Raw genomic sequence first — 21,202 nt, 5'->3', positions numbered from 1 at the left:
ACGTACCATTTCGGGCAGTCGAACGCTCAGCCTCCCGCACGAAGGGTGCCGGTCCCGTGTCCCGTACGCAGTGGTGCTGCCTGACGGCGCTGCTCGCGATCGTGATGGGGCTGCTGGGCGGGCCGGCGGGCGCGGCTCCTTCTTATGCTGACGCGTCACCCTCTGAGGGCGTCGTTGAGGCTGCCGCGGTCACTGCTGCGGAGCCCGCCCCCGTCGTGGAGGCCTCCGACGCGGGCACCCCGGTCCCCGGCTGCGGGCAGCCCGGCGACCACGACAGCGAGCCCGCCGTCCCCACCCGGGCCCGCGCCGCGTACGACCAGGCCCCCGGCCTCGCGCCCTGGGGGCTGCCCGCCGCGACGGGCGCCCTGCCGGCCGAGCCGCCGTCGGGGATACGGGTCCGGGCCCCGGTGCCGGCCACACCGACCCCCGTAGAGCTCTCCGTGCTGCGGGTGTAGGCCGGGCCACCGCGCCCGGCCCGCACCTTCCCCTTCTTCCTTCCGCACCACCAGCACGGAGTGCCGCATGCCCACGCCCAAGAACACCAAGCCGTCCTCCCGGAAGCCCCTCGCCTACGGCGCCGTGATCGTCGTCGCCGCCGGTCTCCTCGGTTTCGCCTCCTACAAGGCGACCGCCCCCGACAACTCCTCGTCGAACACCTCCACCACCCCCGCCGCCGAGGTCTCCGCCGACCCGCAGGCGGGCATCTACCCCGAGCTCGCGAAGCTGGCCCGCCGCGACGCCGGCGACAAGCTGGCGGTCGGCCGTGCGGACGCGCCCGTCGTCCTGATCGAGTACGCGGACTTCAAGTGCGGCTACTGCGGCAAGTTCGCCCGGGACACCGAGCCCGAGCTGATCAAGGAGTACGTGGAGGACGGGACCCTGCGCATCGAGTGGCGCAACTTCCCGATCTTCGGCGAGGAGTCCGAGAACGCCGCCCGTGGCGCCTGGGCCGCCGGGCAGCAGGACCGCTTCTGGGAGTTCCACGCGGCCGCCTACGCCGAAGGGGCGAAGGAGAAGGGGTTCGACAAGGACCGGGTCAAGGCCCTCGCGCAGGAGGCCGGGGTCAAGGACCTCGCCCGGTTCATGAAGGACCTGGACGGCGAGGCCGCCCGCGCCGCCGTCGCGAAGGACCAGGAGCAGGCGTACGGGATCGGCGCCACGTCCACCCCGTCGTTCCTGATCAACGGCCGCCCGATCGCGGGGGCGCAGCCGAAGGAGACGTTCACCCAGGCCATCGAGACGGCGGCGGAACAGGCGAAGACCACCGGCAAGGCGGGCGCAGGCGCCACTGAGGGCACGGCCAAGGGCTCCGAGGGCTCCGAGGACTCCGCCAAGTGAGCCCGGACATCGGCTACTTCGCGGCCTTCCTCGGCGGACTGCTCGCCCTGGTCAGCCCGTGCAGCGCGCTGCTGCTCCCGGCCTTCTTCGCGTACTCCATCGACTCCACCTCGCGCCTGCTTGCCCGTACCGGCATCTTCTACGCCGGGCTCGCCACCACCCTCGTCCCGCTCGGCGCCGCCGGTTCGTACGCGGGACGGCTCTTCTACGGGCACCGCGACGCCCTGGTGACGGGCGCGGGCTGGCTGATCATCGCGCTCGGCGTCGCGCAGATCGTCGGCCTGGGCTTCGCGTCGAAGCGGATCGCCGCGCTCAGCGGCCGCATCCGCCCGACCACGGCCTTCTCCGTCTACGCCCTGGGCGCGGTCTACGGCCTCGCGGGCTTCTGCGCGGGCCCGATCCTCGGCAGCGTCCTGACCGTGGCGGCGGTCAGCGGCAGCCCGGTCTACGGGGGCCTGCTGCTGGCCGTCTACGCGCTCGGGATGGCGCTCCCCCTCTTCGTACTCGCCCTGCTCTGGGAGCGGTTCGACCTGGGCCGCCGCACCTGGCTGCGCGGCCGGACCGTGCAGCTCGGCGGCCGGTTCCAGCTGCACACGACCTCGCTGCTCTCGGGCCTGTTCTTCATCGGCCTCGGCGCGCTCTTCCTCGTCTACGACGGGACGACCGCGCTGCCGGGTCTGCTCGGGGTCGACGCCTCGTTCGCGGTGGAGCAGTGGGCGCAGAAGCTGGGCGAGCGCGTGTCGGACGCGGTGCTGCTGGGGGCCGTGGTGCTGGTGGTGCTGCTGGTTCTCGGCGTACGGGCCTGGCGGCGGCGCGAGCCGGCGGTGAAGGAGGCCGGGGAGGCCGGGGAGGCCGGGGAGGGGTGAGAACGGCGAAGGCCCCGTCTGATGGACGGGGCCTTCGAGAGGTGGCTGGGGCCGGGATCGAACCGGCGACCTATCGCTTTTCAGGCGATCGCTCGTACCAACTGAGCTACCCAGCCACGCAGCCGCTGGGGCTGCAAGCGGTCCTGACGGGATTTGAACCCGCGGCCTCCACCTTGACAGGGTGGCGAGCACTCCAAACTGCTCCACAGGACCAAGCAATGTGCGAAACAAGTCTCGCACACGGTGAAACGTGCCCCCAACGGGATTCGAACCCGTGCTACCGCCTTGAAAGGGCGGCGTCCTGGGCCACTAGACGATGAGGGCTATTGGCCCGCCTGTTCGCTTTGCAGCGCGTCGGGGACGTGAGAAGCATATGGGATGGGTGGAGCTATCGCCAAAACGGTTTACGGCGAGGGCGTCGGCCGCGTCGGAGAGCCCGTCGGGGACGGGCTGGGAGAGGGCGAGGCGGGGGTCTCCTTCGTCAGGTTCTCCTCCGGGAGATGGCGGCTGACCTCGGCGGTCGTCAGCCCGAGACCGCCGAGCGTGATCTCGTCCCAGGCCTGGAGGCGGCGGCTCTCGCGGTCCAGGTAGAGCACCGAGGCGCGTACCTTCTCGGGCTTGTCGTTCTGCACCGCGCGCAGCCCGCCGCCGCCCGTGGAGCCCTCGACCTTGAGCCGCGTCCCGAGCTTGAGCTGCTTGTTGATCCGGTTGTGCAGGTGGCCCGCGAGGACCAGCGGGACGGTGCCGTCGGTCTGCCGGGCGGTGTTCGGGTCGTGGGCGACCGCGATGTCCACCGGGGTGCCGGCCTGCTCCTGGTCGCGGAGGGCGGACGCCAGGCGCGCGCCCTCCAGCTCCGCGGCCGCCTTGCCGCCGACCGGCTTGGTGCGGTCCGGGGTGAAGGAGGCATCGCCGGTGCCGGCGATGCGGAGCCCGGCCACGTTCACGGTCCGGCCGTTGTCGAGGACGCGGACGTTGCGGAACTTCTCCAGGTACGCCTGCGTGACCTTCGAGTCGTGGTTGCCGCGCACCCAGACGTACGGCGCCCCGAGGTCGCGAATCGGGTCGAGGAAGGCGTTCTCGGCGGCCGAGCCGTGGTCCATCGTGTCCCCGGAGTCGATGATCACGTCGATCTCGTACTGCTTCACGAGCGAGGCGATGATGTGCCAGGCCGCCGGGTTGAGGTGGATGTCGGAGACGTGCAGGGCGCGGATGGTGCCGGGGTCCGGCTGGTAGACGGGGAGCGTGGAGGTGGCGTCGTACAGCCGGGTGACGTTGGTGACCAGGCGGGCCAGCTCCTGCTGGTAGATGTCGAACTCGGTGACGATCGACCGGGCGTCGCCGACGAGGGACGGGGCGCTGGAGAGCAGCCCGGAGAACTTGGGCTCCAGGACGGACTTCGGGTTCCAGGTCGCGTACGCGCTGACGCCCGATGCGGCCAGCAGGGTGAGGGCGAGCCCACCGGCGGCCAGGGCGCGGCGCGGGCGGCGGTAGACGACGAGGCCGAGCGCGGTCGCCCCGGAGATCACGGCGACGCAGGAGCGCACGGCCAGCTCCCGGGTGCCGGCGGCGACGTCCCGGGTGACCTCGTCCTGGAGGCCGGAGAACCGTTCCGGCTGGTCCACCAGGGCCTGCGAGCGCACGGGGTCGAGGCGGTCCACGTCCACGTCGAGGCGGAGCGGGGCGATGTGCGAGTCCAGCTCCAGGGCGCCGAGCGGGGACACGTTGATCTTGCTGCCGCCGGTGAGGGACGGCCGCAGGGTCATGTTGGTGTCCATGGGGCCGACCGGCGTACGGATGGACCCGACGGCGAGCAGCCCGAGCCAGGCCCCGATCACGACGACGGCGAGCAGGGAGAGGGCGCGTACGTACGGGTTGGGGTGGCCGGATTCCCTCAGGTCGCCGGGGGCGGGCTTGCGCGACGTGCGCTTCGGGCGGGGGGACGGGCTGAGGAGGTGCCGGACGCGGTCGGCTGCGGCACGGAACGGGGCGCGGACCATTGGGCGCGTATGCCCCGGTCAGGGCCCGGATATGCGGAGCGCCCGGTGCGGAGCGCCTGATGAGGAGCGCCGCCACCTGCCCGTGGCGGGGCCCGGTACGTGACAATGACGGTGTGCTGGAGATGACGCGGGAGCAGTTCGAAGAGCTGGTGAGCCAGGCACTTGACCGGATTCCGCCGGAGCTGATGCGGCTGATGGACAACGTGGCGGTCTTCGTCGAGGACGAACCCGAGCCCGGCGACCCCGACCTGCTCGGGCTCTACGAGGGCACGCCGCTCACCGATCGCGGCGAGTGGTACGCCGGGGTGCTGCCGGACCGGATCACCATCTACCGCGGCCCGACGCTGCGGATGTGCGAGACCCACGAGGACGTCGTGGCCGAGACCGAGATCACCGTCGTCCATGAGATCGCCCACCACTTCGGCATCGACGACGAGCGGCTGCACGCCCTGGGTTACGGATGACCGAGCAGGCACCGGCCGAGCTCCCGGAGCCCGGACCGCCCGCCGCTTCGCAGGGGCGGGTGCTGGGCGCGGTCGCGGCGGGCGGTGCGCTGGGTGCGCTCGCGCGGTGCGGGGCGGTGGTGCTGTGGCCGGTGGCCGGGGGCGGCTTCCCGTGGACGGTGTTCGTCGTCAACGTGAGCGGCTGCGCCCTGATCGGCGTCCTGATGGTGCTGACCGTGGAGCGGGGCCGGGTGACGCACCCGCTGGTCCGGCCCTTCCTCGGGGTCGGCGTACTCGGCGGGTTCACGACCTTCTCGACGTACGCGGCTGATGTCTCAGGCCTGCTGGTGCGTCAGGAGCTCCTCACGGCGGTGGCGTACATGGCGGCGACGGTCGTGGCGGCGCTGGCGGCCGTGTGGGCCGGGGCGGTGGTGACGCGGCGTCTGCTCGACCGGGGCGAGCGGTCCGTGGAGCGGGGGCGGCTCGCGTGAACTGGCTGCTGGTGGTGGTCGGCGGGGCGGTGGGCGCGCCCCTGCGCTATCTGACGGACCGGGCGGTCCAGGCGCACCAGGGGCGGGGTGTCGCGTACGTCTTCCCGTGGGGCACGTTCACGGCCAACGCGGCGGGCAGCCTGATCCTCGGGGTGCTGACCGGGGCCGCGGTCTCCGCGCCGGTGCACGCCCTGCTGGCGACGGGGCTGTGCGGGGCGCTGACGACGTACTCGACGTTCTCCTACGAGACCCTGCGCCTCGCCGAGACGGGCCGGGCCTTCCTCGCCGCGGCCAACGTGGTGGCGTCGGTGCTGGTGGGGCTGGGGGCGGTGTTCCTGGGGGCGGAGCTGGCGGGCGGGTTCGGGGGGTAGGCGGGCGCTTCGGAAGGGGGCCTGGAGGGGGCCTTCGGCCCGGCGCGGTGCGGGTCCGGCGGGTGCCGTGGGCCGGGGGAGGTGCGGGCGGTCGGGGCTTCGGGCGTGTCTCCGGCGGGGTCCGGGGAGTTGGGCACGGCAACCGCCACCGCGTACGGCGTGCTCCGTGCCGTACAGCGCGCCCGGCCGCCAGGCCCCCCGCCCTTCTCCGTCCCGCTCTCCCCTCTCCGTCTTCCCGCCCCGGAGGTGCCACCCGTGCGCACACTGTCCGTCCCAGCCCGTTGGGCAGCCGTCACCGCGCTGACGATCGCCGCGTCCACCGGCTGTATGAGCGTCGGCGACGGCGGCGCCAAGCCGGGGCCTGCGGGCTCCACCGACTCGAAGGGCCGGGTCGTCGAGCCGAACGGCGGCACGGTGTCCGGCACCGGCGGCGCCGGACACCGAGGCGGTGACGCCCACACCCACTCCGACGCCGACACCGCCGGGGCCGCCGACGCCGACCCGAAGAACCCCAAGGGCACGCCGAGCCCGGAGAAGTCCGGCGCCGCGCCGTCGACCGCACCGAAGAGCGGCGCCCCGCGCCCCGAGCCCGGCGTCCCGCAGCCCTCCGGCCCCGGCCGGCCGCCGGCCCCGACGCCCTCCACGCCGGGCCCGGGGGAGCCGCCGCCGGTCGTCCCGGAACCGCCCGCCCCGCCGCCCGCCCCGGACCCGGATCCGGAACCCGAGCCGGAGCCCACCGAACCCCCCGAGCCGCCCCCCTCGGCGTCGCCCGCCGCGCAGCTGCGGACGCAGTCGATGGGCGGTGCGGAGGAGAGCCGGCCGTTGCGGACGCCGGAGGCATCGCCCCAGGTGAGGCCGGTCTAGCGAGAGGTCCGGAGGGGCCGAGTTGCACAAGGGGTGGGGGAGTGCGTATGGTAGTAGATCGTTTGATCCCATTGCCCGGCGCCGACACAGAAGAGCGCCGTGTGGCGCGTACTCTCCCTTGCCGTGGCTGGACCGCATTGAGGCGGTCGAAATTGCGAATCACGGAGTTACGGGCGCGTGCCGAGACTCCGGAAGGTTTCGCATTTCGCATGTCCATTTCCAGTTCTGACCGCACCGTCATGCCCGAGAACATCGACAACGCCGAGCTCACCGAGCTCGTCGAGGCCGCTGTGACCGAGGCCCCCGCCGGTGCTGCTGCCGCAGCCGCCGCCGTCTCCGACGAGAAGGCCGACGAGAAGGCTCCGGTGGCCGAGAAGTCCGTCGCCGACTTCATCACCGAGGACAAGCCGGCCGCCGAGGCCCCCGCCGAGCAGGCCGACGAGACCGAAGCGGCCGCACCGGCCGACGCCGAGCCGACCGTCACCTTCGGCGACCTGGGCCTGCCCGACGGCATCGTCCGCAAGCTCGCGCAGAACGGCGTCACCACCCCCTTCCCGATCCAGGCCGCGACCATCCCGGACGCCCTGGCCGGCAAGGACATCCTCGGCCGTGGCCGTACGGGCTCCGGCAAGACCCTCTCCTTCGGTCTGCCGACCCTGGCCGCCCTGGCCGGCGGCCGCACCGAGAAGAAGAAGCCCCGCGCGGTCATCCTCACCCCGACCCGTGAGCTCGCGATGCAGGTCGCGGACGCGCTCCAGCCGTACGGCGACGTGCTCGGCCTGAAGATGAAGGTCGTCTGCGGCGGTACGTCGATGGGCAACCAGATCTACGCGCTGGAGCGCGGTGTCGACGTCCTCGTCGCCACCCCGGGCCGGCTGCGCGACATCATCAACCGCGGCGCCTGCTCCCTGGAGGACGTCCAGGTCGCCGTCCTCGACGAGGCCGACCAGATGTCCGACCTGGGCTTCCTGCCCGAGGTCACCGAGCTGCTCGACCAGGTCCCGGCCGGCGGTCAGCGGATGCTCTTCTCCGCCACCATGGAGAACGAGATCGGCACGCTGGTCAAGCGCTACCTCTCCAACCCGGTGACGCACGAGGTCGACAGCGCCCAGGGCAACGTCACGACCATGTCGCACCACGTCCTCGTCGTGAAGCCGAAGGACAAGGCGCCGGTCACCTCCGCGATCGCCGCCCGCAAGGGCCGCACGATCATCTTCGTCCGCACCCAGCTGGGCGCCGACCGCATCGCCGAGCAGCTCATCGAGTCCGGCGTGAAGGCCGACGCGCTGCACGGCGGCATGACCCAGGGCGCCCGTACGCGGGTCCTGGAGGACTTCAAGAAGGGTTATGTCAACGCGCTCGTCGCGACCGACGTGGCCGCCCGCGGTATCCACGTGGACGGCATCGACCTGGTCCTGAACGTGGACCCGGCCGGTGACCACAAGGACTACCTGCACCGCTCGGGCCGTACCGCCCGGGCCGGCAAGTCCGGTGTCGTCGTCTCGCTGGCGCTCCCGCACCAGCGCCGCCAGATCTTCCGCCTGATGGAGGACGCGGGCGTCGACGCCTCGCGCCACATCGTCCAGGGCGCGGGCGTCTTCGAGCCGGAGGTCGCCGAGATCACCGGCGCCCGCTCGCTCACCGAGGTCCAGGCCGACTCCGCGAACAACGCCGCCAAGCAGGCCGAGCGCGAGGCCGCCGACCTGACGAAGCAGCTGGAGCGCGTCCAGCGCCGCGCCGTCGAACTCCGCGAGGAGGCCGACCGCCTGGTCGCCCGTGCCGCGCGTGAGCGGGGCGACGACCCGGAGGCGGCGGTGGCCGAGGTCACTGCCGAGGCGGAGGCCGCCCTGGTGGCCGCCATCTCCGTCCCCGAGCAGCCGGCCGCCCGTGAGGAGCAGCGCCGCGACGAGCGGGGCAACTACGAGCGCCGCGACAACCGCGGTGGCGACCGTGGCGGCTACCGCGGCAACGACCGCCGTGACGACCGCCCGTCCGGTGGCTTCCGCTCCGGTGGCGACCGCCGGGACGACCGTGGTGGCCGTCCGTTCGAGCGCCGCGACAACGACCGCCCGTCGTTCCGCGACCGTCGTGACGACCGCCCGTCGGGTGGTTTCCGTTCCGGTGGTGACCGTCGGGACGACCGTGGTGGCCGTCCGTTCGAGCGCCGGGACAACGACCGCCCGTCGTTCAACCGCGACCGCCGTGACGACCGCCCCTCGGGTGGCTTCCGCTCCGGCGGCGGTGACCGCCGTGACGACCGTGGTGGCCGTCCGTTCGAGCGCCGCGACAACGACCGCCCGTCCTTCAACCGCGACCGCCGCGACGACCGCCCCTCCGGCGGCTTCCGCTCCGGCGGCAGCGACCGCCCGTTCAACCGCGACCGTCGTGACGACCGCCCCTCGGGCGGCTTCCGCTCCGGCGGCCACGACCGCCCGACCGGCCGCCGTGACGACCACCGAGGCAACACCGGCACCAACACCGGCACCTTCGGCCGCCGCGACGACAAGCCGCGCTGGAAGCGCAACGGCTGACCCCGCACCGGCCGATCCCCGGCCGGGCAGGTCCGCCTGACAGACCGGCAGGGCCCGTACGCCACCGAACCGACTCGGTGACGTACGGGCCCTGTTGCTGTTCCCGGGGGCGTGAACCGGCGCGAAACGGGCAGGGTGGGGGCGCGACAGGGCCCAAGACCGATACCGGATCGGCTGCCGGGACCGGGCGGGCTATGCTCGGGGGTGATGTTGCAGGGGCCGTTAGCTCAATTGGTCAGAGCAGCGGACTTTTAATCCGTTGGTTGTGGGTTCGAGTCCCACACGGCCTACCGACAGCAGGGGAGGGAAAACCTTCCAGCCTGCGAAGGAGTGCCCCGACCGGTTCCGACCGGCCGGGGCACTCCTATGTCGTGCGTCAGCAACCAGGTAAGTGGCGGTCCGTCCTCAGCGGGCGGTGAGCACCGCCCGCAGGGCCGCGAGTGCGTCGGTGACGGCCTCGGGGTGGAGGCCGCCGCCCTGGGCGACCTCCGGTGAGCCGCCGCCTCGGCCGCCGAGGAGTTGCTTCACCAGGTGGGCGGCGTTCAGGCCGGTCGTCTGTGCCGCCTTGTTGAGGGCGAGGACGAGGGCCCCGTCCTCCGTGCCGACCGCTACCGCGGCGGGCAGGTCGGCGGGCAGGCCGTCGCGGACGGTCAGGGCGAGTGTGCGGGCCTCCTGGGCGGTGCCGTCCGTCGTGGTGGTGACGGTCCGTACGCCGTGCACATCGGTTGCCGTGTCGGCGAGTTCGGCGGCGCGGGCGGTGGTGGCCTGCTGCTTGAGGCGGGCGTTCTCCCGGTCGGCGGTCTTGAGGCGGTCCAGGAGGGCGGCGATGCGGTCGGGCAGTTCGGCGCGGGGGGCTCCGAGCTGCTCGGCGATGCGGGACACGAGGTCCCGTTCGCGGGCCAGGTAGCCGAAGCCCTCGATGCCCACGGCCGCTTCCAGGCGGCGCATGCCCGCGCCGACCGAGCCTTCCGAGGTGAGCGCGACCGTGCCGATCTGGGCGGACCGGTCCACGTGGGTGCCGCCGCACAGTTCCCGGGACCAGGCCCCGCCGATCTCGACGACCCGCACCTTCTCCCCGTACGTCTCGTCGAAGAGGGCGAGCGCGCCCAGTTCCTTTGCCTCGGGCAGGGGCATCCACCGCACGCCCACCGGCAGGTCGCGGCGCAGGGCGCGGTTGGCGGCCTCCTCGATCTCGCTGCGGACGGTCGGGGACAGGGCGCCGCGCCAGGGGAAGTCGAGGCGCAGATAGCCGGGGCGGTTGTAGGAGCCGGCCTGGAGGGCGTTCGGGCCGAGGATCTCGCGCAGGGCGGCGTGCAGGACGTGGGTGCCGGAGTGGGCCTGGCGGGCGCCGAGCCGCCACTCGGGGTCGACGGCGGCGTGCACGGTGTCGTCGGGGGCGAGTTCGCCCGCGGTGATGCGGACCTGGTGGGCGACCAGGCCGGGCAGCGGGCGCTGGACGTCGAGGACCTCGGCCTCGGCCGAGGTGGCGGACAGGCGCCCGGCGTCGCTGTCCTGGCCGCCGGACTCGGCGTAGAACGGGGTGCGGTCCAGGACGGCGGTGACGATGTCGCCGGTACGCGCCACCGGCACCGGGCCGGCCGGGCCGAGCAGCGCGAGGACGCGGGACTCGGTCTCCAGGGTGTCCCAGGCCCGCCAGTCGGTCGGCCCGTGCGCGTCGAGGACCGTGCGCAGGGCGGTGGTGTCCACCGTGCCGCCGGCCTTACGGGCGCGGGCGTCCGCCCGGGCCCGCTCGCGCTGCTCGTTCATCAGCGCGGTGAAGCCCTCGCGGTCGACCTCGACGCCCTGTTCGGCGGCCATCTCCAGGGTCAGGTCGATCGGGAAGCCGTACGTGTCGTGCAGCAGGAACGCCTGGGCGCCGGGCAGCGACCGGCCGCCGTCCTTCTTGACCTGGGCTACGGCGGTGTCCAGGACCGTGGTGCCCTGTCGGAGGGAGGAGCGGAAGGCGTCCTCCTCGGCTCCGGCCTGGTCGGCGATGCGGGGATAGGCGGCGGTGATCTCGGGGTAGCTCGGCGCCATGCAGTCGCGCGCCACCGGCAGCAGTTCGGCCAGCGCGAGGTCTTCGTAGCCGAGCAGCCTCATGGAGCGGACGGCGCGGCGCAGGATCCGGCGGAGCACATAGCCGCGGCCCTCGTTGCCCGGGGCGGTGCCGTCGGCGAGGAGCATCAGCGCCGTACGGACGTGGTCGGCGACGACCCGCAGCCGTACGTCGGTCTCCTGGGCCGCCCCGTAGCGGACGCCGGCCAGGTCGGCGGCGCGCTGGAGGACGGGGCGGGTCTCGTCGATCTCGTAGAGGTTGTCCACGCCCTGGAGCAGGGTCGCCATGCGCTCCAGGCCCATGCCGGTGTCGATGTTGCGGCGGGGCAGCTCCCCGAGGATCGGGTAGCCGGACTTGCCGGGGCCCGCGCCACGCTCGTACTGCATGAAGACGAGGTTCCAGAACTCCATGAACCGGTCCTCGTCGACCGCCGGGCCGCCCTCCCGGCCGAACGCCGGGCCGCGGTCGTAGTACAGCTCGGAGCAGGGTCCGCACGGTCCGGGGACGCCCATGGACCAGAAGTTGTCCTCGTCCCCCCGCTCCACGATCCGCTCGTCGGGCAGGCCCGCGACCCGGCGCCAGATGCCACGCGACTCCGTGTCGGAGTGGTGGACGGTCACCCAGATCCTGGCCGGGTCCAGCCCGTAGCCGCCCTCGGCCTGCGGGCTGGTGGAGAGGTCCCAGGCGTAGGCGATGGCCTCTTCCTTGAAGTAGTCGCCGAAGGAGAAGTTGCCGTTCATCTGGAAGAACGAGCCGTGCCGGGTGGTGCGGCCGACCTCCTCGATGTCGAGGGTCCGCACGCACTTCTGCACGCTGGTGGCCCGGTCCCACAGCGGGGCCGCCTCACCGGTGAAGTACGGCTTGAACGGCACCATGCCGGCGTTGACGAAGAGGAGGGTCGGGTCCGGGGTCGGCAGTGGTGCGCTGGGGACGATCGTGTGGTCCCGGTCGGCGAAGAAGTCCAGGAAGCGGCTGCGGATGTCGGCGGTACGCACAGGGAGTCCTCTCGAGTCCTTCGGTTCAAGTCCATCGGCTCACGGCCTTCGGTTCACGTCCTTCGGCCGGTCACCGGGGGAGGGTGACGGCGCGTTCGGCGACCGGGTGCAGGGCGGCGTACTCCAGCGGTGCCGACGGGTCGATGGACACGTTCAGCTGCGCCGGGTCGGCGCCCGCCCGTACCAGGAGGTCGCCGACCGCGGCGATCATCGCCCCGTTGTCGGTGCACAGCGTCAGCGGCGGCACCCGCAGCTCGATCCCCGCGGCCGCGCACCGCTCCTCGGCCAGGGCCCTGACCCGGGAGTTCGCGGCGACACCGCCGACCACGACCAGGGTGCGGACGTCGTACTGGCGGCAGGCGGCCAGCGCCTTGCGCGTCAGGACGTCGGCCACGGCCTCCTGGAGAGAAGCGGCCCCGTCGGCCAGCGGGATGCCCTCGCCGCGTTGCCGGTGCTGCTCGGCCCAGCGGGCGGCGGCCGTCTTCAGCCCGGAGAAGGAGAACGCGTACGGGTCGTCCTTCGAGCTCAGCAGCGGCCGGGGGAAGGCGACGGCGCAGGGGTTGCCGTCGCGGGCGGCCCGGTCTATGGCCGGTCCGCCCGGATAGGGGAGGCCGAAGACCCGGGCGACCTTGTCGAAGCACTCGCCCGCCGCGTCGTCCACGGTGTCGCCCAGGTGCAGGATCGGGTCGCGCACCAGGTCGCGGACGAGCAGCAGCGAGGTGTGGCCGCCCGAGACGATGAGGACCATGCACGGGTCGGGCAGCGGCCCGTGCTCCAGGGTGTCGGCGGCCACGTGTCCGGCCAGGTGGTGCACCCCGTACAGCGGTACCTTCGCCGCGTAGGCCAGCGCCTTCGCACCGGCCAGGCCGACCTGGAGGGCGCCGGACAGACCGGGCCCGGTGGTCACCGCGACCGCGTCGATGTCCCGGAGGCCGAGCCCCGCCTGCGCGAGGGCCTCCTGGACGACAGGGGTGAACGACTGGAGATGGGCCCGGGCGGCGATCTCCGGCACCACCCCGCCGAAACGGGCGTGCTCGTCCATGCTCGACGCCACGACGTGCGCGAGCAGACGGCCGCCGGAGACGATCCCCGCTCCCGTCTCGTCACACGACGACTCGATGCCCAGCACCACCGGAGTCCGCACGGCATCCTCTTCTCGCACATCAGTCGTTACTGCAACCTATGTGCAATAAGGTACTCGCCTGCGGCGGGGTGCAGCAGATCGGACGGCGGGGGCCGGACCGGCCGCCTGCGTCACCCCCACGCCCGGTCCAGGAAGTCCGCGATCAGCGGGGCGATGGCGGGCAGGTGATCCTCCAGGGCGAAGTGGCCCGTGTCGAAGAGGTGGAGTTCGGCGTCGGGCAGGTCGCTCAGATAGGCGCGGGCCCCCGGTTCCGGGAAGAACGGGTCGTTGCGGCCCCAGGTGATCAGGGTGGGCGGGGTGTTCTCCCGCAGCCAGGTCTGCCAGCGCGGGTACTGCTCCACGTTGCGGTGGTAGTCGAAGGCCAGGGCGACCTGCGCCTCCTTGCGGCCCGGCCGGTCCAGGAAGTGCTGGTCGAGCGTCCAGCCGTCGGGGGACACCGCTTCCGGGTCCGTCGTGCCGCCCTCGTACTGGCCCCGGGTCGCCGGCAGCGTCAGCAGGTCCCGTACGCGGCCCTCGGCGCCCGGCGTCCCCGGGCGCAGGGCGATGAAGGCGCGGGCGTCCGGCGACAGGCCCTCCTCGTAGGCGTTGCCGTTCTGGACGACCAGGCCCGCGATCCGCTCCGGGTGGCGCAGGGCCAGCCGGAAGCCGACGGGGGCGCCGAAGTCGAAGACGTACATCACGAAGCGGGTCAGCCCGAGCTGCTCCACCAAGCCTTCGGTGATGTCGGCGAGGCGGTCGAAGGAGTACGTGAATCCGTCGGGGGTCTCCGTGTGGCCGAAGCCCGGGTAGTCCGGCGCGATCAGGCGGTGGTGGGCGCCGAGCGCGTCGATCAGACGGCGGAACTGGTGCGAGGCCGACGGGAAGCCGTGGAGCAGCAGGAGGACCGGGGCGTCGGGGCGGGCGGGGACCGACTCGCGGTAGAAGACCTGGACGCCTTCGACGGTGACGTGGCGGTGGAGCGTGCGGGGGACAGCGATCGGTAACGTCATTTCACATGCCTCCTGGGTGAGATGTGCCATTAGTTTGAGCGGGCTGATGCTAATGCGTCAATGGGGAGCTGTAGCGTTAGCGGTATGACCGACCCCGTGCCGCTGACCGGTGAGCCCCTCGCCGTCGACCTGGTCAACACCCGCCCGCGCCTGGCGAGTGGTCCCGTCGACCTGATCGGGGACGTGGCAGGACTGCGGGCCTGGCTGGCGCTGGAGGCCGAGCGGATCGAGGAGGCCGTGGGTCCGCTCGACGGTGACGATCTCGCCGAGCTTCGACGCGTACGCGAGCACATCGCCGCCGCCCTGTACGCCGCCCGGGACGGGGAGCCGGCCCCGCCGGAGGCCGTCCTGGGCATCAACCGGGCGCTGGCCGCCGCCCCGCTCGTCCGTGAGCTTGTCCGGGAGGGTGGGGAGGGGTTCGTGCTCGTCCCCCGCAGGGAGGGGGCGCCCGGCGTACGGCTCGCCGCGCTCTTCGCCGAGGACGCCGCCGCGCTGCTGGCCGGGCCGGCCCGGAGCCGGGTGCGGTCCTGCGGAGCCGAGGACTGCGTGATGCTCTTCGTGCCCGCGCACCCCAGCCGCCGCTGGTGCTCGGCCGCCCGCTGCGGCAACCGGGCCCGCGTCGCCCGCTACTACCAGCGGCATCGGACCGGCTGACCCGCACGGGGTGTGGTCGGGGCGGGCGCTCCGATGGCGTAGAGTTGTGTTCACCGACGCGGGGTGGAGCAGCTCGGTAGCTCGCTGGGCTCATAACCCAGAGGTCGCAGGTTCAAATCCTGTCCCCGCTACTGAAGATCCAGGCCCGGTACGCAGATCAGATCACTGATCGCGTGCCGGGCCTGAGTCGTTCCCCGGTGTTCCCCGGTGTTCTCCGGGTTGACCTTGACGCAACGTAAAGATCTAGCGTTTCCGGCATGGAGTGGTCCATCCAGGAAATCGCCAGAAAGGCCGGCACCACCAGCCGCACGCTCCGGCACTACGGAGACCTCGGTCTCCTCGCGCCCAGCCGGCTCGGGAGCAACGGCTACCGCTACTACGACCAGGACGCCCTCGTCCGGCTGCAGCGCATCCTGCTGCTGCGGGAGCTGGGGCTGTCCTTGCCCGCCATCAAAGGTGTGCTCGAAGGGCAGCGGGACACGGCCGTGGCGTTGCGGGCGCATCTGCGGCTGCTCGAACAGGAACAGGCGCGCATCGGACGGCAGATCGCCTCGGTGCGGACCACTCTCCACAAGACGGAGGAGGGAAGGGAACTCATGGCCGAGGAAGTGTTCGACGGGTTCGACCACACCGCTCATGAGCGGGAGGTGACCGAGCGCTGGGGCCGCGCGGCGTACGAGGAGGGCGACCGGTGGTGGCGTGCGCTCGGGGAGGCTGAGAAGAAGGCCTTCCAGGACCAGCACGAAGCCATCGCGCGGGACTGGGGCAGTGCCCGGGAGGCCGGGGCCGATGCCGGTGGTGAGCAGGCTCAGGAGATCGCCCGGCGGCACTGCGCGTGGCTGTCGTCGTCGTCCAAGGAGCCCAGCCGGTCGTACGTCATCGGGCTCGGCGAGATGTATGTCGCCGATCCGCGCTTCGGAAAGAACTACGATCGCTACGGGGACGGCACCGCCGCCTTCGTACGGGATGCACTGACGATCTACGCCGAGCGCAGGCTCTCCGACTGACCACGGAGGGCTCCGCACCAGGCCCGCTTCCCCCTATTCGGCCGATGACGGGTCGCCGCACGGCGCGGCTCCGGGAAGCCTGGACGGGGCGCGGTACCGTCCGCAGCCGTGGTCGGACCGGGCAGCAGGAGTGCACAGGTGGTGGGGATGGCGGAGAAGGGGCGCGGGCTCGTGAGGGCGAGCCTCGGGATCCCCGGGCGTGCCACGCCCGGCTCCACCGGGAAGGGCAGGCCGGTGGTGGCCCGGAACCCCGGCACCCGGCGGTTCGTCCGGCTGCTGCCCGTGCTGCTCATCGGCGGCGGGCTCCTCTTCGACTCGCTCGCCCCGCCCAACTTCACCGCCGTCCCCCTGTTCGTGGCCGCGCCGCTGATCGCCGCCCCTTTCTTCTCGCTCGCCAGCACGATCCGTACGGGCGTGGCCGCGGTCCTCTCCGTCATCGCGATGCGGCTCTCCGACGGCACGTCCACCCAGGTCGTCCCGGTCATCGAGATGATCACGGTCCTCACCGCCGCGGCCCTGGCCCTCGTCATCAACGGGGTCGTGCGCCGCAGCAACGAGCAGCTGGCCTCGGCGCGGGTCATCGCGGAGACCGCCATGCGAGCCGTGCTGCCGACCCCGGCGGAGCGGATCGGCGGGCTCCAGGTGGCGGCGCGGTACGAGGCGGCGCAGGCGGACGAGTTCGTCGGCGGGGACCTGTTCGCGGTGGCGGACACCCCGTACGGCGTACGCCTGGTCGTCGGTGATGTGCGCGGCAAGGGGCTGGACGCCGTGGAGGCGGTGGCCGTGATCATCGGGGCGTTCCGGGAGGCCGCCGAGCAGGAGCGGTCCCTGGAGGGGGTGGCCCAGCGGCTGGAGCGGGCGCTCGCGCGGGAGGGGACGCGGCGGTACGGGCTGGACGCCATGGAGGGGTTCATCACCGCCGTACTGGCCGAGATCCCGCCCGGTTCGGCCTCGCTGCGGCTGGTGAACCGGGGTCACCCGGAGCCCATCCTGCTGCACGCCGATGGAGCCCTTGAGGTCCTCGCGCCGTCCGTGCCCGCGATGCCGCTGGGGATGGACCTCGGGGTGTGGCCCGACCGGTCCGACGAGTGGGAGATGCCCCCGGGTTCGACGCTGCTCGCCTTCACGGACGGCCTCTCCGAGGCGCGGGACGCGAACGGGGTCTTCTACGACCCGGCGGCCCGGCTGCGCGGCCGGATCTTCCCCGGCCCCGAGGAGCTGCTCTCGGCGCTCACCGACGACGTACGGCTGCACACCGGGGGCCGGTCGACGGACGACTTGGCGCTGCTCGCGGTCAGCCGGCCGGCGGAGGGGCAGGCGCCGCGGCGGACGACGGTGAAGATCGTCGGCCGGGGCGATGACACGGTGCGTAATTGAAGGGCGCCGCTCCGCATAACAGTTGACACACCATCAGAAAAAGAGGTGTGGGCGAGGGGTCGTCAAGTCGTCCGATTCGCGCTGCTTGTGGGCGGTAAGTCCCCGCCGGAGCCGTTAATGATCAACAAGAACAGCTTGGAATCGAGCCCGTCTGTCTATTAACGTTCGATAACGCAGCGCGGTCGTCCCAGCCGTCGTCAGAGACGGCGCCGTGCGCGAGCGCCGAATCCCGCAAGGGAACCGGGGAACCACCTACATGGGGTGAATCGGACGCCTGTGTCTCGTGAGAGACGGAGGGGCCCGTAGGAGACCTTCCTGCTCCGAACCCGTCAGCTAACCCGGTAGGCGAGAAGGAAGGAAAGGAGTGCGCCCACGTGGCGTCCAACAAGCCTGCCCCTGAGGCCCCGTCACCCTTCACTGCCGACGGCCTCGGTGGTCCGGAGCGGACGTGGGAGGAGTGGAACCCCACCGCGGAGTCCATCCGTCCCGTGCGCGGCAAGCACCGCGTCGCCAAGCAGCGGGGTCTCGCCCGTAGCTCCACCGTCCTCGGGGTCGGCGTCATAGCGGCCGTCGGTGCGGGTGGCATGGCCACCGCCCAGAGCAAGCCGCCGGTCTCCATCTCCCTTCCCGATTCCATCGCGGACAACCTCCCCGACGCCAAGTCCCTTCCCGGCGTCGGTGCCTTCATGGCCGAGGAGGCCGAGGCCGCACCGGTCACCGCCGCGCCGCTCACCACCGCGGGCATCACGACCGCCGAGGCCGACCAGGGCGCCACCGACGCCGGCGAGGCCCTGCGCGCCCGCATCCTCCAGCAGGCCGAGCAGCAGCAGGCCAGCGCCGATGCCGAGGCCAAGGCCGCCGAGGAGAAGGTCGCGGCCGAGAAGGCCGCCGCCGAGGCGAAGAAGCAGCAGGACGAGGCCCAGGCCGCCGTCAAGGCCAAGATCGCCGCCGAGAAGAAGGCGGCCGAGGAAGCGGCGGCGAAGAAGGCCGAGGAGGAGCGCCTCGCGAAGCTCCGCGCCAGCTACACCCTGCCGACCTCCTCGTACACGCTCACCTCGACCTACGGCCAGTCCGGCGCGATGTGGTCCTCCGGCCAGCACACCGGCCTGGACTTCGCCGGGGCGGCCGGTTCGCCGCTCAAGGCCGTGCACGGCGGCACGATCACGGAGGCCGGCTGGTCCGGTTCGTACGGCTACCGCACGGTCCTCCAGCTGGAGGACGGTACGGAGATCTGGTACGCCCACCAGTCCTCGATCGACGTCTCGGTCGGCCAGCAGGTCAGCACCGGCGAGACCATCGGCCGCATGGGCGCGACCGGCAATGTCACCGGCGTCCACCTCCACCTGGAGGTCCGCACCGCCGGCGGCTCGGCGATGGACCCGGCGGCCTGGCTGAACAGCAAGGGCCTCACCGTCTGAGACCCGGGTACGTCGTTCGTCGTCGTCCCCTCGCATACCCCGGCAGCCCTGACGCTCACCCCCCGACGTCAGGGCTGCCGGTCTGTCCGCGTCCGACCGGGTGCCGGGACATGGAATAGGCGCCCCCGCCACCGCCGTTGAACCCCGACATGACTTCTCTGCGCACGCTCGGCAGCTCCGACCTCCAGGTCTTCCCCCTCTCCCTCGGCGGCAACGTCTTCGGCTGGACCGCCGACGAGGACCGGTCCTTCGCCGTCCTGGACGCGTACGCGGCGGCCGGCGGCAACTTCGTCGACACCGCCGACGCCTACTCCGCCTGGATCGAGGGCAACCAGGGCGGTGAGTCGGAGAGCGTCATCGGCAAGTGGCTCGCCTCCCGCGCCAACCGCTCCGACATCGTCGTGGCCACCAAGGTCGGCGCCCACCCCGACTACAAGGGGCTCTCCGCCGCCACCATCAAGGGCGCGGCCGAGCAGTCGCTGCGCCGCCTCGGCACCGACCACATCGACCTCTACTACACGCACTTCGACGACGAGACCGTCCCGGTCGAGGAGATCATCACCGCCCTCGACGGGCTGGTGAAGGACGGCAAGGTGCGCCACATCGCCGCCTCCAACATCAGCCCGGAGCGCCTCCAGGAGTCGCTGGACTTCTCCGAGCGCGAGGGCCTGGCCCGGTACGTCGCGCTCCAGCCGCACTACAACCTGGTCTCCCGCGCCACCTACGAGGGCCCGCTCCAGGAGACCGCCGCCCGCGCCGGCCTCGCCGCCGTCCCGTACTACGCGCTGGCCTCCGGCTTCCTCACCGGCAAGTACCGCCCGGGCGCCACGGTGGAGAGCGCCCGCTCCGCGAAGGCGGGCGAGCACCTGGAGTCGGAGCGCGGCCGGAAGGTGCTCGCCGCCCTCGACCGGGTCGCCACGGAACGGGGTGCCGAGATCGCCACGGTCGCCCTCGCCTGGCTCGCCGCCCGCCCGACGGTCGCGGCCCCGATCGCCTCGGCCCGCACGGTCGAACAGCTCCCCGCGCTGCTGGCCGTCGCGGACCTGGAGCTGACGGAGGCGGAACTGGCGACGCTCACGGAGGCGTCGGCCTGAAGTGAGTCACGGGGGAGGCGCGGTGGGGCCGTAGGGGTGGTGTCGGCCGTACGGGTACGGCTGCGGGGGCGGGCTGCCGTACGCGGTCCCGTGCCCCTGCCCGTAGCCGTATCCATACCCGTAGCCGTGTCCCTGGCCCTGTCCGTACGGCGGCATCGGCGGGCGGTACGGATACGGCTGCGGGCGCGGGCCCGTGCCGGTCATCCGGGCCGCGTGCGTGAGGGCCGGGGCCGCGATGGCCCGGCGCTGCCAGAGGTGGTGCAGCAGCTCCCGTTCCCGGGCGGCGAAGTCCGGGCCCACCGCGTCGTGGCGGGCGCGGCGGCGCAGGCCGGCCAGGGTCGTCGCGAACGACTCGTACTCGGCGACCGCGCGCGCCGCCGCCCGCCCCCGGGACCGGTCCTGCTTCCCGTGCCAGTGGCGGGCCAGGTCGCGGGCCACGCCCCGGGTCCGCATCGAGGAGAGCGCCAGGGGTTCGGCCGGGGTCAGCCAGCCGGCCGTGGCGTACGCGGGGAGTTCGGCGGCGAGCGTCCGCAGCTCCCGCCGGCGCCACCAGACCGCCAGCCAGGTCACCAGCCCGAACACCGGGACCATCACCATCCCGTACACCGCGTAGAAGCCGTACGGGCCGAAGGCCGACGAGCCGTTCCACAAGGCGTGCAGGCCCATCGCGAAGAGCAGGCCGAGCACGGGCAGGGCGATCCGGCGGACCCGGTGGTGGCGGGCGCTGATGGCCGCGAAGCCGAAGCCGAGGCCGGTGAGGACCGTGAACAGCGGATGCGCGAACGGTGACATCACGATCCGTACGAAGAACGTCCCGGCGGTCACCGAGGCGATCCCGGAGCTGCCGAGCTGCTGGTCCTCGTCGAAGGCGTTGCCCAGATAGAGGATGTTCTCAGTGAAGGCGAAGCCGGTCGCGGTGAAGCCGGCGACCACGATGCCGTCGACCACGCCCCGGAACTCCCGTCTCCGGAAGATGAAGACCAGCAGGATCGAGACGGCCTTGGCGCTCTCCTCCACGACCGGGGCGATCACCGTCGCCCCCAGGGTGTCGGCGCTCGCCGGATCGGCCGTCGCGGTGGCGATCCAGCGCATCGCGAACGAGTTGGCGATGATCGCGACGAGCGCGGCGGCGCACGCGCCCCAGGCGAAGGAGAAGATCAGATTCCGCCAGGGGGCCGGCTCCACCCGGTCCAGCCAGCGGAAGGCGGCCAGCAGGAGCGGCACCGGAAGCACCGCCAGGCCGAGGCCGACCACGAACCCTTCCGGGCCCGTCTGTTCGCGGACCAGGGCCAGGATCACCAGCCAGCACAGCGCGAGCGCCACGATCACCGTCCCGGCGCGGAACACCTTGCTGCGCCACACCATGGAGACGCGGCGCGGCCGGTACGTCCACCGGCCGCGCTCCGGCACGGCGCCCAGCACCTCCTCGGGCCGCTGCTCGTGGAGGACCGGGACCGCCGGCTGCCGCTGCTGGTACTGCACGGAACCGTCGGACACCCCTCGACCCTAACGAGGACCACCGACACCCGGCGACGGTGCATCCGGCCAGGACGTGGCGTACTCCGGG

At 72.6% G+C, this 21,202-nt stretch carries 18 protein-coding genes, 5 tRNA genes and 1 riboswitch; of the genes, 15 read left to right on the top strand and 8 right to left on the bottom strand.

Features of this window, described 5'->3' with window-relative positions:
• Window positions 1-56 precede the first annotated feature (56 nt).
• From R2B67_RS16745 to R2B67_RS16735, 3 genes are all read left to right on the top strand, one after another.
• A complete protein-coding gene (locus tag R2B67_RS16745; protein ID WP_317819177.1) occupies window positions 57-455 on the top strand; it encodes a hypothetical protein in 399 nt (132 codons plus the stop codon).
• Between the two features lie 67 nt (window positions 456-522).
• Window positions 523-1,338, top strand: coding sequence for a DsbA family protein (locus R2B67_RS16740; RefSeq protein WP_317819175.1), 816 nt, complete (start codon window positions 523-525; stop codon window positions 1,336-1,338).
• Window positions 1,335-2,204 (top strand): cytochrome c biogenesis CcdA family protein, encoded by an 870-nt coding sequence (locus tag R2B67_RS16735; protein WP_317819173.1) that lies wholly within the window; start codon window positions 1,335-1,337, stop codon window positions 2,202-2,204. The genes R2B67_RS16740 and R2B67_RS16735 overlap by 4 nt, the downstream gene beginning before the upstream one ends.
• A 42-nt stretch (window positions 2,205-2,246) precedes the next feature.
• Here the strand turns inward: R2B67_RS16735 and R2B67_RS16730 are convergent.
• The 4 genes from R2B67_RS16730 to R2B67_RS16715 form a co-directional block, all read right to left on the bottom strand.
• Window positions 2,247-2,320: transfer RNA gene (locus R2B67_RS16730), tRNA-Phe, on the bottom strand.
• 22 nt (window positions 2,321-2,342) lie between these two features.
• A tRNA-Asp gene (locus tag R2B67_RS16725) sits at window positions 2,343-2,417 on the bottom strand.
• A 38-nt stretch (window positions 2,418-2,455) separates the two neighbouring features.
• Window positions 2,456-2,528, bottom strand: a tRNA-Glu gene (locus tag R2B67_RS16720).
• 80 nt (window positions 2,529-2,608) lie between these two features.
• Complete coding sequence (locus tag R2B67_RS16715; protein ID WP_317819171.1) at window positions 2,609-4,201, bottom strand: metallophosphoesterase family protein; 1,593 nt, start codon at window positions 4,199-4,201, stop codon at window positions 2,609-2,611.
• A gap of 113 nt (window positions 4,202-4,314) precedes the next feature.
• Between R2B67_RS16715 and R2B67_RS16710 the strand changes: the two genes are divergently transcribed.
• From R2B67_RS16710 to R2B67_RS16685, 6 genes are all read left to right on the top strand, one after another.
• Window positions 4,315-4,665, top strand: coding sequence for a metallopeptidase family protein (locus R2B67_RS16710; protein ID WP_015610126.1), 351 nt, complete (start codon window positions 4,315-4,317; stop codon window positions 4,663-4,665).
• Window positions 4,662-5,135: a fluoride efflux transporter FluC gene (locus R2B67_RS16705; RefSeq protein ID WP_317819168.1), complete on the top strand. Its 474-nt coding sequence runs from the start codon at window positions 4,662-4,664 to the stop codon at window positions 5,133-5,135. The genes R2B67_RS16710 and R2B67_RS16705 overlap by 4 nt, the downstream gene beginning before the upstream one ends.
• Window positions 5,132-5,506: a fluoride efflux transporter CrcB gene (gene crcB / locus R2B67_RS16700; protein WP_317819167.1), complete on the top strand. Its 375-nt coding sequence runs from the start codon at window positions 5,132-5,134 to the stop codon at window positions 5,504-5,506. Before R2B67_RS16705 ends, crcB begins: the two co-directional genes overlap by 4 nt.
• A gap of 255 nt (window positions 5,507-5,761) precedes the next feature.
• Window positions 5,762-6,370 (top strand): hypothetical protein, encoded by a 609-nt coding sequence (locus tag R2B67_RS16695; protein ID WP_317819165.1) that lies wholly within the window; start codon window positions 5,762-5,764, stop codon window positions 6,368-6,370.
• A gap of 239 nt (window positions 6,371-6,609) precedes the next feature.
• Window positions 6,610-8,901: a DEAD/DEAH box helicase gene (locus R2B67_RS16690; protein ID WP_317824883.1), complete on the top strand. Its 2,292-nt coding sequence runs from the start codon at window positions 6,610-6,612 to the stop codon at window positions 8,899-8,901.
• A 216-nt stretch (window positions 8,902-9,117) separates the two neighbouring features.
• Window positions 9,118-9,191: transfer RNA gene (locus R2B67_RS16685), tRNA-Lys, on the top strand.
• A 115-nt stretch (window positions 9,192-9,306) separates the two neighbouring features.
• On the opposite strand, the gene alaS is transcribed toward R2B67_RS16685, so the two are convergent.
• From alaS to R2B67_RS16670, 3 genes are all read right to left on the bottom strand, one after another.
• Window positions 9,307-11,952 carry an alanine--tRNA ligase gene (gene alaS, locus R2B67_RS16680; RefSeq protein ID WP_317819163.1) on the bottom strand — a complete coding sequence of 882 codons (2,646 nt, stop codon included), beginning with the start codon at window positions 11,950-11,952 and terminating at the stop codon, window positions 9,307-9,309.
• A 70-nt stretch (window positions 11,953-12,022) separates the two neighbouring features.
• Window positions 12,023-13,084: a tRNA (adenosine(37)-N6)-threonylcarbamoyltransferase complex transferase subunit TsaD gene (gene tsaD / locus R2B67_RS16675; protein WP_317824882.1), complete on the bottom strand. Its 1,062-nt coding sequence runs from the start codon at window positions 13,082-13,084 to the stop codon at window positions 12,023-12,025.
• Window positions 13,085-13,206: 122 nt separating this feature from the next.
• Entirely contained in the window at window positions 13,207-14,085 is an 879-nt protein-coding gene (locus R2B67_RS16670) for an alpha/beta fold hydrolase (RefSeq protein WP_317819162.1), read from the bottom strand.
• An 84-nt stretch (window positions 14,086-14,169) separates the two neighbouring features.
• Here R2B67_RS16670 and R2B67_RS16665 point away from each other — a divergent pair, with 84 nt between their 5' ends.
• From R2B67_RS16665 to R2B67_RS16640, 6 genes are all read left to right on the top strand, one after another.
• Window positions 14,170-14,739: a CGNR zinc finger domain-containing protein gene (locus R2B67_RS16665; protein WP_317819161.1), complete on the top strand. Its 570-nt coding sequence runs from the start codon at window positions 14,170-14,172 to the stop codon at window positions 14,737-14,739.
• A gap of 57 nt (window positions 14,740-14,796) precedes the next feature.
• Window positions 14,797-14,870, top strand: a tRNA-Met gene (locus tag R2B67_RS16660).
• A 126-nt stretch (window positions 14,871-14,996) separates the two neighbouring features.
• Window positions 14,997-15,746, top strand: a complete 750-nt coding sequence (locus R2B67_RS16655) for a MerR family transcriptional regulator (protein ID WP_317819160.1) — start codon at window positions 14,997-14,999, stop codon at window positions 15,744-15,746.
• Window positions 15,747-15,893: 147 nt separating this feature from the next.
• Window positions 15,894-17,123: a PP2C family protein-serine/threonine phosphatase gene (locus R2B67_RS16650; protein WP_317819157.1), complete on the top strand. Its 1,230-nt coding sequence runs from the start codon at window positions 15,894-15,896 to the stop codon at window positions 17,121-17,123.
• Window positions 17,124-17,333: 210 nt separating this feature from the next.
• Window positions 17,334-17,486: riboswitch (cyclic di-AMP (ydaO/yuaA leader) on the top strand.
• 11 nt (window positions 17,487-17,497) lie between these two features.
• Window positions 17,498-18,541, top strand: coding sequence for a M23 family metallopeptidase (locus R2B67_RS16645; protein ID WP_317819154.1), 1,044 nt, complete (start codon window positions 17,498-17,500; stop codon window positions 18,539-18,541).
• Between the two features lie 149 nt (window positions 18,542-18,690).
• The gene (locus tag R2B67_RS16640; protein WP_317819150.1) at window positions 18,691-19,635 is read left to right on the top strand and encodes an aldo/keto reductase; all 945 of its coding nucleotides are present in this window, start codon (window positions 18,691-18,693) and stop codon (window positions 19,633-19,635) included.
• 6 nt (window positions 19,636-19,641) lie between these two features.
• On the opposite strand, the gene R2B67_RS16635 is transcribed toward R2B67_RS16640, so the two are convergent.
• Window positions 19,642-21,132: a PrsW family intramembrane metalloprotease gene (locus tag R2B67_RS16635; protein ID WP_317819147.1), complete on the bottom strand. Its 1,491-nt coding sequence runs from the start codon at window positions 21,130-21,132 to the stop codon at window positions 19,642-19,644.
• Window positions 21,133-21,202 lie beyond the last annotated feature (70 nt).

It is taken from the genome of Streptomyces cyaneofuscatus (assembly GCF_033109485.1).
Lineage (GTDB): Bacteria > Actinomycetota > Actinomycetes > Streptomycetales > Streptomycetaceae > Streptomyces > Streptomyces cyaneofuscatus.
The sequence above is the reverse complement of the archived record's forward strand: the minus strand, read 5'-3'. Positions and strand labels throughout refer to the sequence as shown.

Bases quoted from the DNA above. Each gene is read 5' to 3' on its own strand.
- R2B67_RS16740 (WP_317819175.1), top strand. From the start codon at position 523: ATGCCCACGCCCAAGAACACCAAGCCGTCCTCCCGGAAGCCCCTCGCC.
- R2B67_RS16670 (WP_317819162.1), bottom strand. From the start codon at position 14,085: ATGACGTTACCGATCGCTGTCCCCCGCACGCTCCACCGCCACGTCACC.
- R2B67_RS16665 (WP_317819161.1), top strand. From the start codon at position 14,170: ATGACCGACCCCGTGCCGCTGACCGGTGAGCCCCTCGCCGTCGACCTG.
- R2B67_RS16640 (WP_317819150.1), top strand. From the start codon at position 18,691: ATGACTTCTCTGCGCACGCTCGGCAGCTCCGACCTCCAGGTCTTCCCC.
- R2B67_RS16690 (WP_317824883.1), top strand. From the start codon at position 6,610: ATGCCCGAGAACATCGACAACGCCGAGCTCACCGAGCTCGTCGAGGCC.
- R2B67_RS16655 (WP_317819160.1), top strand. From the start codon at position 14,997: ATGGAGTGGTCCATCCAGGAAATCGCCAGAAAGGCCGGCACCACCAGC.
- R2B67_RS16650 (WP_317819157.1), top strand. From the start codon at position 15,894: ATGGCGGAGAAGGGGCGCGGGCTCGTGAGGGCGAGCCTCGGGATCCCC.
- R2B67_RS16715 (WP_317819171.1), bottom strand. From the start codon at position 4,201: ATGGTCCGCGCCCCGTTCCGTGCCGCAGCCGACCGCGTCCGGCACCTC.
- R2B67_RS16705 (WP_317819168.1), top strand. From the start codon at position 4,662: ATGACCGAGCAGGCACCGGCCGAGCTCCCGGAGCCCGGACCGCCCGCC.